Raw genomic sequence first — 13,308 nt, forward strand, 5'->3', positions numbered from 1 at the left:
CATTTGCACCAAGAGAGAGAAGGCTCACGGGCACCCCCGGCACGGCCAAGGGGCGGACGGCCGACGCGTCAACACGCGCCGTCCGCCCGCCCCTTGAGCTGGCCCCTGGCAGAGCCGGTCGTAGGACCGTCTACGAAACCACCGCTGGATCAGCCGACTTGGCCACCCGCTCGGGGCTGCCTTCGTCACCCACCGCGATCCCGCGCCGCTTGGACACGTACACCGCGCCGACGATGACGGCGATGGAGGCCACCGCGATGGCGACCCGCAGCGCGACGCTCTTGTCCTCGCCGTAGCTGAACTGGACGACCGCGGGCGCGATGAGCAGCGCGACGAGGTTCATCACCTTCAGCAGCGGGTTGATGGCCGGCCCCGCCGTGTCCTTGAACGGGTCGCCGACCGTGTCGCCGATGACGGTCGCGGCATGGGCCTCGCTGCCCTTGCCGCCGTGATGGCCGTCCTCGACGAGCTTCTTGGCGTTGTCCCACGCGCCACCGGAGTTGGCGAGGAACACCGCCATCAGCGTCCCGGTCCCGATCGCGCCGGCGAGATACGCGCCGAGCGCGCCGACCCCGAGCGTGAACCCGATCGCGATGGGCGCCATGACCGCGAGCAGACCGGGCGTGGCCAGCTCTCGCAGGGCGTCCTTGGTGCAGATGTCGACGACCCGGCCGTACTCGGGCTTCTCGCTGTAGTCCATGATGCCGGGGTGCTCGCGGAACTGCCGCCGCACCTCGTAGACCACCGAACCGGCCGACCGCGCGACCGCGTTGATCGCCAGCCCCGAGAAGAGGAAGACGACCGCGGCGCCCGCGACGAGCCCGACCAGGTTGTTGGGCTGCGAGATGTCCATCATCAGGTTCATGGGCGCGCCTTCGCCGGAGACCTTCTCGCCGACGTCGTTCGCGGCCGTGAGGATCGCGTCGCGGTACGAGCCGAAGAGCGCGGCGGCCGCGAGGACGGCCGTGGCGATGGCGATGCCCTTGGTGATGGCCTTGGTGGTGTTGCCGACGGCGTCGAGGTCGGTGAGCACCTGCGCGCCCGCGCCCTCGACGTCGCCGGACATCTCGGCGATGCCCTGCGCGTTGTCGGAGACCGGCCCGAACGTGTCCATGGCGACGATGACGCCGACCGTGGTGAGCAGGCCGGTGCCGGCCAGCGCCACCGCGAACAGCGCGAGCATGATCGACGTGCCGCCCAGCAGGAACGCCCCGTACACACCGAGGCCGATCAACAGGGCGGTGTAGACGGCCGATTCGAGACCGATGGAGATACCGGCGAGGACGACGGTGGCCGCGCCGGTCAGCGAGCTCTTGCCGATGTCCCGTACGGGACGCCGGGTGGTCTCGGTGAAGTAGCCGGTCAGTTGCTGGATCAGCGCGGCCAGCACGATGCCGATGGCCACCGCGACGACCGCGAGGACCCGCGGATCGCCGGCATGGCCCTGGATCGCCGTGTCCGTGACCCCGTCGAGGTCGGCGTACGACGAGGGCAGATAGGCGTAGACGGCGATGGCGACGAGCACCAGCGAGATCACCGCGGAGATGAAGAACCCGCGGTTGATGGCGGACATGCCGCTGCGGTCGGTGCGGCGGGGTGCCACCGCGAAGATGCCGATCATCGCGGTGATCACGCCGATCGCGGGCACGATCAGCGGGAACGCGAGACCGGAGTCGCCGAACGCCGCCTTGCCGAGGATCAGCGCGGCGACGAGCGTCACGGCGTACGACTCGAAGAGGTCGGCCGCCATGCCCGCGCAGTCGCCGACGTTGTCGCCCACGTTGTCGGCGATGGTCGCGGCATTGCGCGGATCGTCCTCCGGAATGCCCTGCTCGACCTTGCCGACCAGGTCGGCGCCGACGTCGGCGGCCTTGGTGAAGATGCCGCCTCCGACCCTCATGAACATGGCGATGAGCGCGGCCCCGAGGCCGAAGCCCTCCAGCACCTTCGGTGCGTCGGCCGCGTAGACGAGGACCACGCAGGACGCGCCGAGGAGGCCGAGCCCCACCGTGAACATGCCGACGACGCCGCCGGTGCGAAATGCGATCTTCATCGCCTTGTGCGAGACGGCGGTGAGATCCTTTTCCGGCTCACCTGCCGCAGGTGTCGCTTCCCGGGCCGCCGCGGCGACGCGCACATTGCTGCGCACGGCTAGCCACATACCGATATAGCCGGTGGCCGCCGAGAACGCCGCGCCGATCAAGAAGAACACCGATCGCCCGGCACGCTGATTCCAGTCGTCCGCGGGCAGCAGCATGAGCAGGAAGAACACGACGACGGCGAATACGCCGAGCGTGCGCAACTGCCGTGCCAGATAGGCGTTCGCGCCTTCCTGGATGGCCGTCGCGATCTTCTTCATGCTGTCGGTGCCCTCGCCCGCCGCGAGCACCTGGCGCACCAGGATCCCGGCGACGACGAGTGCTGCCAGGGCCACGACGCCGATCACCATGACGATGATCCGGTTGTCGTCGGTGAGCACCGCGGCTGCGAAGTTCGCGGTGTGGTCAAACCTTTGAGGGGTAGAAAGCCCCGCCATTCGTCCTCCTTGACGCTTGGGCTGAGCTCAAGATGTGGACGGATTCTAGGGAGGTGAACCTGATCAAAACAGTGCGCGGGAAACGGAATTGGCCTTCACATGCTCTTCAGCAAATGATCCGGACCCAACCACGCTACTCGAAAGAAGTAACGCCTCAAAGGCATTGACACTTGATCAATTATCACGCGAATGATCGTGAATCCCTTCACGAATTCCGGTGTTCCGATGAACAATGATCGGAATAAATTGCCGGAAAAACACGAAGGGCCCTGCTCAGCAGGGCCCTCGCGGTACTACTTGAAACTGGGAGGATGCACGGTCAGAGCACGACCGCGACCGACGGTGTCGTCGGCCAGGTCATGCGGATCAGGCCGCCGTTCTCGCCGGCGGACACCTCCACGTCGTCGACGAGGCCGCTGATGACCGCGAGGCCCATGTCGTCCTCCTCGACTTCGGCGTCCGCCTCCCCGGCACCCGATGACCGGTCACCGGGGACGGCGTGCGGCGCCTCGTCGCCCACCTCGATGGAGAACTGCTTCTCCTCCTCGATCAGCGACACCCGCACCGGCGCCGAGATACCGCTGCTCTGATGCAGTCCGACGGCACGGGTGCACGCCTCGCCGACGGCCAGCCTGACCTCGTCGAGGACGGCCTCGTCCACTCCGGCCCTGCGCGCCACCGCTGCCGCCACCAGTCGGGCGGTCCTGACGTGCTCGGGCAGCGCGCTGAAGCGGAGTTCAACGGTGGCCATGCATCCCCCTCGGAACTACGGGCGTGCTGTCGGAAGGCCGGGCCGCACGGGCCCGGTCCTCCTCACTTGTCTGTGGCCGTCCGGGCACGGGGCCCGGACGGACGTGATCAGTCAGTGGCCGCCACCGCTTCGTCGACCGAGGTGTGGATGGGGAACACCTTGGTCAGACCGGTGATGCGGAAGATCTTCAAAATCCGCTCCTGGTTGCACACCAGGCGCAGCGAGCCCTCATGGGCCCGTACTCGCTTCAGGCCGCCCACCAGTACGCCGAGCCCGGTGGAGTCGAGGAAGTCGACGCCCTCCATGTCGACGACGAGGTGAAAACTCCCGTCGTTGACCAGCTCGACCAGCTGCTCACGCAGCTTGGGCGCGGTATAAACGTCGATTTCGCCACCGACCTCGACGACCGTACGATCGCCGACGGTACGGGTCGACAGGGACAGGTCCACGGATCCTCCAGCACCTTGCTATCGAGCGTTCGCCCCTCGGGACACCTCGGCTTGAAAGCCCCCGGGACGGTTCGCCAGCCGCGATGGCATTCAATCACTTACCGGCAGGCGTGCACGACGCCTTGGCCCCATTGTCCGTCACGCCGGTGACACACTCGATGCCGATGGCCAAGAATCACCGATCCGATCGAACCCCGACGGACACCGCCTCCAGCCCCTCGCCGAGCACGGTCCTGGACCGGCTCGCCTCGGGGCCGAGCCGGGCTTCGCGCATCACTCATACGGAGCATGTGCCCCCACGTGCGGGTCGCCATGCCGTCTGGCCCGACCGGATCCGGCCGGAAGTGGTCGCCGCCGTACAGACCGCCGGAATCGAACATCCCTGGGCCCACCAGGCACGCGTCGCCGAGCACGCGCTGGACGGCGAATCGGTCGTGGTCGCCACCGGCACCGCCTCCGGCAAGTCGCTGGCCTACCTCGTCCCGGTCCTCTCCCGCCTCCTGGACGGCTCCGAGGCCCCCAACGGCCGTGGCGCGACCACGCTCTACCTGGCCCCCACCAAGGCCCTCGCGGCGGATCAGTGCCGAGCCGTGAAGGAACTTTCACAACCTCTCGGAAACGCCGTACGCCCCGCCGTGTACGACGGCGACACCCCCGTCGAGGAACGCGAGTGGGTCCGCCAGTACGCCAACTACGTCCTCACCAACCCCGACATGCTGCACCGGGGCATCCTCCCCTCCCACCCCCGCTGGTCCTCCTTCCTGCGCGCCCTGAAGTACGTCGTCATCGACGAGTGCCACACCTACCGGGGCGTCTTCGGCTCCCATGTCGCCCAGGTGCTCCGGCGCCTGCGCCGCCTGTGCGCCCGCTACGGCGCCGAGCCCGTCTTCCTCCTCGCCTCCGCCACCGCCGCAGAGCCCTCGGTCGCCGCCCACCGCCTCACCGGCGTCCCGGTCACCGAGGTCGCGGACGACGCCTCACCCCGAGGTGAACTGGTGTTCGCCCTCTGGGAACCCCCGCTCACCGAGCTGCACGGCGAGAAGGGCGCGCCGGTACGCCGCACGGCAACCGCCGAGACCGCCGACCTGCTCACCGACCTCACCGTCCAGGGCGTCCGCTCGGTCGCCTTCGTCCGCTCCCGGCGCGGCGCGGAGCTGATCTCCGTGATCGCCCAGGAACGCCTCGCCGAGGTGGACCGCTCCCTCTCCCGCCGCGTCGCCGCATACCGCGGCGGCTACCTCCCCGAGGAACGCCGCGCCCTCGAACGCGCCCTCCACTCCGGCGAGCTCCTCGGCCTCGCCGCCACCACCGCCCTCGAACTCGGCGTCGACATCTCCGGCCTCGACGCCGTCCTCATCGCCGGCTACCCCGGCACCCGCGCCTCCCTGTGGCAGCAGGCCGGGCGCGCCGGACGCTCCGGCCAGGGCGCCCTCGCCGTCCTGATCGCCCGCGACGACCCGCTGGACACCTTCCTGGTCCACCACCCCGAGGCCCTGTTCGACCGACCGGTGGAATCGACCGTCCTCGACCCCGACAACCCGTACGTCCTCGCCCCCCACCTCTGCGCCGCAGCCGCGGAACTGCCCCTCACCGACGAGGACCTCGTCCTGTTCGGCCCCGCCTGCGAGGACCTCCTGCCGCAGCTGGAGGCGGCGAAACTGCTCCGCCGCCGGGCCAAGGCCTGGCACTGGACCCGCCGCGAACGGGCCGCCGACCTGGCCGACATCCGGGGCCAGGGCGGTCGCCCCGTCCAGGTCGTCGAGACCGGCACCGGCCGGCTCCTCGGCACGGTCGACGCGGGCGCCGCCCACACCACCGTCCACGAGGGCGCGGTCCATCTGCACCAGGGCCGCACCTACCTGGTCCGCGAACTGGACCTGGAGGACTCCGTCGCCCTCGTCCAACAAGCCGACCCGCCCTATTCGACGGTCGCCCGCGACACCACCGCCATCTCCGTCCTGGAGACCGACACCGAAGTCCCTTGGGGCGACGGCCGCTTGTGCTACGGCTCCGTCGAAGTCACCAACCAGGTCGTCTCGTTCCTCCGTCGCCGCCTCATCACCGGCGAGGTGCTCGGCGAATCCAGACTCGACCTCCCTCCTCGTACGCTGCGCACCCGCGCCGTCTGGTGGACCGTCACCGAGGACCAGCTCGACGCGGCCCGGATCAACCCCGAGATCCTCGGCGGCGCCCTGCACGCCGCCGAGCACGCCTCGATCGGCATGCTTCCCCTCTTCGCGACCTGCGACCGCTGGGACATCGGCGGTGTCTCGGTCCCGCTCCACCCGGACACCCTGCTCCCGACGGTCTTCGTCTACGACGGCCATCCCGGCGGCGCCGGGTTCGCCGAGCGCGCCTTCCACACGGCCCGTGCCTGGCTCACCGCCACCCGCCAGGCCATCGCCTCCTGCGAGTGCGACGCCGGCTGCCCTTCCTGCATCCAGTCCCCCAAGTGCGGCAACGGCAACGAACCGCTGCACAAACGGGGCGCCGTACGCCTCCTGACCGAGCTGCTGCGCACCGCGCCGGGGGCTCCGCCGGAGGGCCGGGTGCCTTAGTGCTCGGGGGTGCCCACCCAGGAAGCCGGGGTGCTGAGCGCCTCAGAGCTCGGGGGCGTCGGGGATCGGGCGGCTACCGGTCGTGTGTGGCTGGTCGCGCGGTTCCACGCGCCCATCGAGGGGCGCACCCGCGGGACCGTCCAGCGCGTTCGGTGGCCCCGCACGTGCCCTGGACTCGGCGGTGAGTGGGCCCATCGCCGAGGCGGCCGTGACGTCCGAGATCTCTCCCTGGAGCTCACAGCGCACCAGTCGGCTGCCCTGGGCCTCCGCCACCCGTTCCGCGGTCGTGCAGGCCCCCTCGGCGCCCTTGGTCCAGTGGTCTGCCGCCGCGAGGGCCGCGAGGTCGGCCGCCCCCTCCACCTGATGCCGGATCACCACGGCCTGGCCGAAGGCGAGTACGGCACCGAACACCGCGCACAGCACCGCGATCGCCCCCACCGCCCAGACGGTCGCGGACCCTCTGTCCGAGCGAGCCCGCCGCTCCGGGACCGGACGGACGCCCCCGAACCGTCGGCCGAACCACGACAACGCGCTCACCCGCCCGTCTCCCCCACCGTCTCCTCCGCGAGCGCCACGGCCGCGTGGCTGAGGTCGAGGCCCAGTCCGTCCGGCCCCGGCGCGCGGGCCGAGACCACGACGCGTACGAGATCACCCTCGCGGCCCACGCGCACCTCCGCCCCGTCCGGCGCCGTCTTCCGCGCCGTCGCCTCGACCGCCCCCGGCGGGTCCTGCCGGGCCGCTGCCCGGGCCCCGGCCCGGGCGGCGTCCACGACCTGGATCTGTGCGCAGGCGGCGAGCAGGGCCCACACGAGCGCTGTCGCGAACAGCAGCATCACGGGCAGGGCCATGGCCGCCTCCGCCGTCACGAACCCGCCGTCGGCGCCCAGCGCCGCGCGAAGCCGACGCGGCTCACGCCCCGTCATTGAGGGCCCGCCCGACGATCTGCTGCAGCTCCGCCTGGACCTGTCCGCTGGTCACCACCTTGTACAGCACCGCGGCGAAGGCCACGGCCGCGATGATCCCCACCGCGTACTCGGAGGTCACCATCCCCGCGTCCCTCCGCGTCGCGCGCACCCGGCACAGCACGGCCGGCACCACCCGTACCCGCACCGTTTCCCGCACCGCTTCCACAGCCCGCATCACCTGCACTGCCTGTACTGCCTGTACTGCCTTGCGCATCTCAACCCCCTTGAGGCTCTGTTCCGTTGACCACTCGTCTGTCTCGTCCGTCCGCTGATCACCGCGGTTCGTCGTCGCCCGCTTCCGGTCCGCCCGGGCGGCCCCCGCGCAACACCCGCCGGCGTCCACCCCGTCACGGCCCACCCCTCCCAACAGCCCGTCCGCCAACCCGATGACCACCGGCAGGACGCCCACCGCGATGAAGGCGGGCAGGAAGCACAGCCCCACCGGTGCGGTGACCATCACGGCGGCCCGGCGGGCCCGCTCCGTCGCCGAGCGGCCCCGTTCGGCGCGGGCCTCGGCGGCCAGGCGGGCGACCGGTGAGGCCGCCGGTACCCCTGACTCGTCGGCGCGCTCCAGCAGCCGCGCCAGGGCTCCGGCGCCGGGCAGCGCCGCCAACGAGCGCCACGCTTCGGCCGGTTCTCCGCCGAGCCGCGCTTCCGCGGCCCCTCTGGCCAGCCGTTCGCCCACCGGTCCGCCGAGGGCCTCGCCCACGGCCTGCGCGGCCGCCACCGGGCTCGCCCCGGCCGTGATGCAGGCGGCCAGCAGGTCGGCCGCGAGGGGCAGTTGGCGTGCCGCCGCGGCGAGGTCGTGCTCCTCGCCCGGTTCGCCGCCCGCGCGCCGCGCCCTCCTCAGCCACTGCCAGGCCCCGGCCCCGGCGGCCAGCCCCAGCAGCAGGCCGACGAGTCCGCCGACGAGCACCCAACCGGCGCAGACCGCGCCGACGACCGGCAGCCATCGCCGTACAGCCCCCTGCGTCCAGAGGTTCCGCCGGGGCGGCTCGGCCGCCAGGGCGAGCACCGTGGTCAGCCGGGCGCGCAGCCTTCGCCGGTGTCGCGCGGCGTCGAACGCCCGGACCAGCCACCACAGCCCCACGATCACGGCGACGGTCACCCCCAGCCTGTGGACAAGCTCCCCGCTCACGCCGTCTCAGCTCCCCGCACGATCCGCAGCGCCCACCACAGGCCCGCGCCCTCCAGCACGGCACCGACGAGCAGACAGCCCATCCCCGCCGTGCTGTGCAGCACCACGTGCAGGGGATCGGCGCCGAGCGCGGTCCCCAGCAGCAGGCCCAGCACCGGGAGCCCGGCCAGCATCACAGCCGTCGAGCGCGCGCCGGCCAACTGGGCACGCAGGTCCGCCCGCTGGTCACGCTCGGCGCGCAGAGCGCCCTCCAGCCGGTCGAGCCCGGCGGCCAGGCCCGCGCCTCGGTCGACGGCCACCCGCCAGCACGCGGCGAGCCCCGACAGCCCCTCGGCACCGGGCTGCCGCGCCGCGTCCACCAGGGCACCCGGCACGTCCCCGCCGAAGCGGGCCGCCGCCAGCACCACGGCATGGGACTCGCCCAGTCCGGCGGAGTCCCGCGCGGCCAGCGTCAACGCCTCGCCCGGCTGCCGCCCGGCCCGCACCTCCCCCGCGAGCGACGCGCACAGCGCGACCACGGCGTCGCACCGCCGCTCCCGGACCCGGCGTTCCTCCGCCGCCCGCCGCACCCGCCTCAGCAACGGCACCCCGGCCGCTCCCGCGACGACCGGCAGCACCGACGCCCCGAGCACCGCGATCACCAGCCCGGCCACCGGCGCCCACCACTCGGCCCCCAGCGTCCGCACCCGGCCGACGACCCGTTTCCATCGCGGCGGCCCCACCGCCGCGCCACCCGGCAACAACGACCGCGCCCGCCGCACCCGCGCGCCCTGCCCTCGTCCGACATCCAGGCCGCGGCCCCGGCACACATCACGGCCACCACCCCGAGATCTCCCCGAGCCCCGTCACCGCCGCCCACTCCTTCCAGAAGGCCGCCAGCCCGGCCGTAGGTCTCATCCATCCGCCCGCCGTCCGGGCCTCCCATCCCGCCGGAGATCTCGTCCCCCGGCCGTGCGCCCCGCCCCGAAGCAGCCCCCGCAGCCGCTCCCAGCCCCGCTCGTGCACGAACGCCGCCTCGCCCCAGCGGAGGGCCGGCACGGTCACCACCAGCCCCGAACCGTCCCGCTCCAGCACATGCACCTCGTCGATCCGCCGTCGGCCGTCCCGGTCCCGTACGAGATGCAGGACCACCGACAACGCGGCCGCCAGCTGGCTGTGCAGTGCGGCGCGGTCCAACCCCGCGGCCGTGCCGAGGGCCTCCAGACGGGCCGGCACCTGCCCCGCGGCATTGGCGTGGAGCGTTCCGCTGCCGCCCTCGTGGCCCGTGTTCAGGGCGGCCAGCAGGGCCACCACCTCCGGCCCCCGCACCTCGCCGACCACCAGCCGGTCCGGGCGCATGCGCAGCGCCTGTCGCACCAGGTCCCGGAGCTCGACGAGGCCCACGCCCTCCTGGTTCGCCGGTCTCCCCTCCAGCCGCACCACATGAGGATGGTCGGGCCGCAGCTCCGCCGAGTCCTCGGCCAGCACGATCCGCTCGCCGGGGTCGACCAGCCCGAGCAGCGCGCTCAGCAGGGTGGTCTTCCCGGTCCCCGTCCCGCCGCTGATGACGTACGACAACCGGGAGCGGATCAGCGCCCGCAGGACCCGGTCGCCGCCGGGCGGCACCGTGCCCGCCGCCACCAGTTCGGCGAGGGTGAAGGCGCGCGGCCGGACGACCCGCAGGGACAGACAGGTGGAACCGACGGCCACCGGCGGGAGCACCGCGTGCAGCCGGGTGCCGTCCGGGAGCCGGGCGTCCACCCACGGTCGGGCGTCGTCCAGCCGGCGTCCGGCGACGGCCGCCAGGCGCTGCGCGAGGCGTCGTACGGCCGCCGCGTCCGGGAAGGAGATCCCGGTGAGCTCCAGACCGCCGCCCCGGTCCACCCAGACCCGGTCCGGGGCCGACACCAGCACGTCGGTGACCGAGGGATCGGCGAGCAGCGGCTCCAGCGGCCCGCTCCCCACCAGCTCCGACCGCAGCCGCTCGGCCGCCCCGAGCACCTCGGCGTCCCCGAGCACCCGCCCCCGCTCGCGCAGCGCCTGCGCCACGCGCGCGGGCGTCGGCTCGGCCCCGCTCTCGACGAGCCACTGCCGTACGCCGTCCAGCAGACCGTCGTCGGGCGTCCTGTTCACGCCGCCTCACCCCGGACCGCCGCGCGCTCCCAGAAGCCCTCGCAGAAGCGCGCGAGCGGTCCGCGTGGCGCACCCGGGGGTCCGCCGCCGTCGGACAGCCCGGCCTCGGTGGGTACTTCGCCCGCGAGGGGCAGCCGGAGGAGGCGGGCAACCTCGTGGTCGTCGAGGCCGGGGGCGTACGGGCCGCGGACCGCGACGCGCAGGTCGCGCAGGACCATGCCGAAGGCGGAGGCGACCCGGGAGGCGGCGGCGACGGCGCGCAGTTCGGCGGGGACGACCAGGAGCCCCATGTCCAGTTGGGCGAGCGTTTCGGCGACACCTTCGTCGATGCGGCGCGGCAGGTCGACGACGACCGCACCGCCGCGCCGTCGGCCCGCGGCGAGCACCGCGCGCACGGCCTGGGGCGGAATGGCCACGGCGTCGCCCCGGTCCCAGCTGAGGACGCGCAGGGCGTGCACTTCGGGCAGCGACTCCTCCAGCGCGCCGCCGCCGACCCGTCCGCGTGAGGCGGCGAAGGCCGGCCAGCGCAGTCCGTCGGCGCTCTCGCCGCCGAGGAGCACGTCCAGACCCCCGCCGAGCGGATCGGCGTCCACGAGGAGGGTGCGGGTGCCCCGGCGCGCGGAGGTGACGGCGAGGGCGCAGGCCAGCGTGGACGCCCCGGCGCCGCCCCGGCCGCCGACGACGCCGACGGTGAGCGCCGGCCTGCCGACGCCTTCCGCCACGTCGGCGATGCGGTCGACGAGCCACTGCTCGCCGTCGGGCAGCATGAGCACGTGGTCGGCGCCGATCTCCACGGCCCGCTGCCAGACCCCGGAGTCGTCCTGGTCCTTGCCGACGAGCACCACTCCTCGTCTGCGTGCGGCCCCGCGCAGCCGCCGTGCCGCGTCGTTCCCGACGAGCACCAGCGGCGCCGTCTCCCATCGGCCCCGGCCTTCCGGCACTCCGTGGTGGACCTCCGGCCGGGCGCCCGCGGCCGCGCACAGGCGCAGCAGGTCGTCCAGCAGTTCCACGTCCTCGGTGACGATCAACGGCATGCCCTGCCGCCCCTCGGCGGCGGACGGTCGGTCGTCGGTGATGGCTCCCGCCACGATCTCCAGCCCCCTTCGCTGCGTGAACGCGTTCGCCCGGTGTTCCGGACGACGTGTTCAACTCCTGTGTGAAGCACCGGAGATCGGCCGCCGCGGAGGCGGTCGACGGAATCCGGCCCTACGCATCCGCGAAACGGAACCGGCCTCGAACTCGCCGCCGTCGGGACGCGCTGGAATCACGGTGCGACGGCCTCGGAAATCATGTGGATCTTGGTCGAAAACTGTGGACAACTCGGCCCTTGTGAATATCGCCGTCACCCGAACAGGCGACTCCCGTGCGACTTCCACAGCGCAGCCTGACGACTACAGAAGGTGACGGATCCTGTGTCGGGGCAGAGGAAAGTCCACGAGGGCTTGAGAGTGCCTCGCGGGCCGGGAAGAAGAGAGGAAACGCATCCGGACATGCGACGACCCCCACCGGGGGGGAGAGTGGGGGTCGTCTCCACGGCCGACTCGGGGGGGGAGGAGCCGGACCGCGTTAGCACGGTCGCGAACGATCCGTGACTTCCATGGTGTACCCGAGAGGCCTCTCAGGCAAACCCACGCGCCCCACACTAGCCCGAATGGCGGGCGCCTATGCTCGGCCCCGTGGAAAACCACTCCTTGCCCCGCACAGCGGCCTTCTTTGACCTGGACAAGACGGTCATTGCGAAGTCGAGCACGCTCACGTTCAGCAAGTCGTTCTACCAAGGCGGCCTGATCAACCGCAGGGCCGCCCTGCGAACGGCGTACACCCAGTTCGTGTTCCTCGCGGGCGGCGCCGACCACGACCAGATGGAACGGATGCGGAAGTATCTGTCCGCGCTGTGCCGGGGCTGGAACGTCCAACAGGTGAAGGACATCGTCGCCGAGACCCTGCACGACCTGATCGACCCGATCATCTACGACGAGGCCGCCTCCCTCATCGAGGAGCACCACGTCGCGGGGCGGGACGTCGTCATCGTCTCCACCTCGGGCGCCGAGGTCGTCGAGCCCATCGGCGAGCTCCTCGGCGCGGACCGGGTGGTGGCGACCCGTATGGTCGTCGGCGACGACGGCTGCTTCACCGGCGAGGTGGAGTACTACGCCTACGGCCCGACGAAGGCGGAGGCGATCCGGGAGCTGGCCGTGTCCGAGGAGTACGACCTCGCGCACTGCTACGCCTACAGCGACTCGGCGACGGACCTGCCGATGCTGGAGGCCGTGGGCCACCCGCACGCGGTGAACCCGGACCGGACGCTGCGCAAGGAGGCCCTCGCGCGCGGGTGGCCCATCCTCGACTTCCACCGCCCGGTGCGGCTCAAGCAGCGCCTGGCCGTACGGCCGCGGCCCGCCCTTCTCGCGGCGGCCGCCATAGGCGCCGCGGCGGCCACCGCCGGGCTGGTCTGGTACGCGAGCCGGCGCCGCGTGGCGACCGCCTGATCCGCTCTCCGCGCCCCGGCAGCGGATTCACCCTCTTTGAACCCAAAAGTAAAGAAGCGCAGCGAGGGGTTCCGCTTGCCCGGGTTCTGGAGTAGAAAGGATTCAAGGCCCGCGAGACCAAAGGACGTCCGAGAGGATCACCTTTAACAACTCATTTTGGCCCCACGGACCGAGCATGAACACCAGGCACCCACGCGACGTCGACCCGTCGATTACGGGCCAGCCGCACCAGGTCACGGGCTGAGTTCCCGGCCTGATGGGCACATATCGAGGACGCTTGGTAACCAGGTGGACATGCCAGCGGCGGTAC

The 13,308-nt window shown here is 72.2% G+C and carries 10 protein-coding genes and 2 pseudogenes; 2 read left to right on the forward strand and 10 right to left on the reverse strand.

What is annotated here, in order from left to right; all coding sequences use genetic code 11:
* Positions 1 to 130: 130 nt before the first annotated feature.
* From E4N62_RS19060 to bldG, 3 genes are all read right to left on the reverse strand, one after another.
* Complete coding sequence (locus E4N62_RS19060; RefSeq protein ID WP_230215923.1) at positions 131 to 2,536, reverse strand: sodium-translocating pyrophosphatase; 2,406 nt, start codon at positions 2,534 to 2,536, stop codon at positions 131 to 133.
* A gap of 319 nt (positions 2,537 to 2,855) precedes the next feature.
* Positions 2,856 to 3,287: an ATP-binding protein gene (locus tag E4N62_RS19065; protein WP_230215925.1), complete on the reverse strand. Its 432-nt coding sequence runs from the start codon at positions 3,285 to 3,287 to the stop codon at positions 2,856 to 2,858.
* Positions 3,288 to 3,394: 107 nt separating this feature from the next.
* Positions 3,395 to 3,736: an anti-sigma factor antagonist BldG gene (gene bldG, locus E4N62_RS19070; RefSeq protein ID WP_005475923.1), complete on the reverse strand. Its 342-nt coding sequence runs from the start codon at positions 3,734 to 3,736 to the stop codon at positions 3,395 to 3,397.
* Between the two features lie 83 nt (positions 3,737 to 3,819).
* Here bldG and E4N62_RS19075 point away from each other — a divergent pair, with 83 nt between their 5' ends.
* Positions 3,820 to 6,294, forward strand: a complete 2,475-nt coding sequence (locus E4N62_RS19075; RefSeq protein ID WP_230215927.1) for a DEAD/DEAH box helicase — start codon at positions 3,820 to 3,822, stop codon at positions 6,292 to 6,294.
* A gap of 42 nt (positions 6,295 to 6,336) precedes the next feature.
* On the opposite strand, the gene E4N62_RS19080 is transcribed toward E4N62_RS19075, so the two are convergent.
* From E4N62_RS19080 to ssd, 7 genes and pseudogenes are all read right to left on the reverse strand, one after another.
* Positions 6,337 to 6,732, reverse strand: a complete 396-nt coding sequence (locus tag E4N62_RS19080) for an Rv3654c family TadE-like protein (RefSeq protein WP_230215929.1) — start codon at positions 6,730 to 6,732, stop codon at positions 6,337 to 6,339.
* A 95-nt stretch (positions 6,733 to 6,827) separates the two neighbouring features.
* Positions 6,828 to 7,217 carry a TadE family type IV pilus minor pilin gene (locus E4N62_RS19085; protein WP_230215931.1) on the reverse strand — a complete coding sequence of 130 codons (390 nt, stop codon included), beginning with the start codon at positions 7,215 to 7,217 and terminating at the stop codon, positions 6,828 to 6,830.
* Entirely contained in the window at positions 7,204 to 7,473 is a 270-nt protein-coding gene (locus E4N62_RS48765; RefSeq protein WP_308185304.1) for a DUF4244 domain-containing protein, read from the reverse strand. The genes E4N62_RS19085 and E4N62_RS48765 overlap by 14 nt, the downstream gene beginning before the upstream one ends.
* 138 nt (positions 7,474 to 7,611) lie before the next feature.
* A pseudogene (locus E4N62_RS19095) lies at positions 7,612 to 8,397 on the reverse strand (type II secretion system F family protein); the annotation flags it as partial.
* Positions 8,394 to 9,208, reverse strand: a pseudogene (locus tag E4N62_RS19100) (type II secretion system F family protein). The pseudogenes E4N62_RS19095 and E4N62_RS19100, both read right to left, overlap by 4 nt.
* Positions 9,208 to 10,509: a TadA family conjugal transfer-associated ATPase gene (locus E4N62_RS19105; protein WP_230215933.1), complete on the reverse strand. Its 1,302-nt coding sequence runs from the start codon at positions 10,507 to 10,509 to the stop codon at positions 9,208 to 9,210. Before E4N62_RS19105 ends, E4N62_RS19100 begins: the two are co-directional and overlap by 1 nt.
* On the reverse strand, positions 10,506 to 11,597 hold the full coding sequence (gene ssd, locus E4N62_RS19110) for a septum site-determining protein Ssd (protein ID WP_230215934.1): 1,092 nt from the start codon (positions 11,595 to 11,597) through the stop codon (positions 10,506 to 10,508). The genes E4N62_RS19105 and ssd overlap by 4 nt, the downstream gene beginning before the upstream one ends.
* 576 nt (positions 11,598 to 12,173) lie before the next feature.
* On the opposite strand from ssd, the gene E4N62_RS19115 reads away from it, so the two are divergent.
* The gene (locus tag E4N62_RS19115) at positions 12,174 to 12,998 is read left to right on the forward strand and encodes an HAD family phosphatase (RefSeq protein WP_184905325.1); all 825 of its coding nucleotides are present in this window, start codon (positions 12,174 to 12,176) and stop codon (positions 12,996 to 12,998) included.
* The last annotated feature ends 310 nt before the right edge of the window (positions 12,999 to 13,308 follow it).

The organism is Streptomyces sp. MNU76, from assembly GCF_020982545.1.
GTDB lineage: Bacteria > Actinomycetota > Actinomycetes > Streptomycetales > Streptomycetaceae > Streptomyces.

Bases quoted from the DNA above. Each gene is read 5' to 3' on its own strand.
- E4N62_RS48765 (WP_308185304.1), bottom strand. From the start codon at position 7,473: ATGCGCAAGGCAGTACAGGCAGTACAGGCAGTGCAGGTGATGCGGGCT.
- E4N62_RS19065 (WP_230215925.1), bottom strand. From the start codon at position 3,287: ATGGCCACCGTTGAACTCCGCTTCAGCGCGCTGCCCGAGCACGTCAGG.
- E4N62_RS19060 (WP_230215923.1), bottom strand. From the start codon at position 2,536: ATGGCGGGGCTTTCTACCCCTCAAAGGTTTGACCACACCGCGAACTTC.
- E4N62_RS19115 (WP_184905325.1), top strand. From the start codon at position 12,174: ATGCTCGGCCCCGTGGAAAACCACTCCTTGCCCCGCACAGCGGCCTTC.
- E4N62_RS19085 (WP_230215931.1), bottom strand. From the start codon at position 7,217: ATGACGGGGCGTGAGCCGCGTCGGCTTCGCGCGGCGCTGGGCGCCGAC.
- E4N62_RS19075 (WP_230215927.1), top strand. From the start codon at position 3,820: ATGGCATTCAATCACTTACCGGCAGGCGTGCACGACGCCTTGGCCCCA.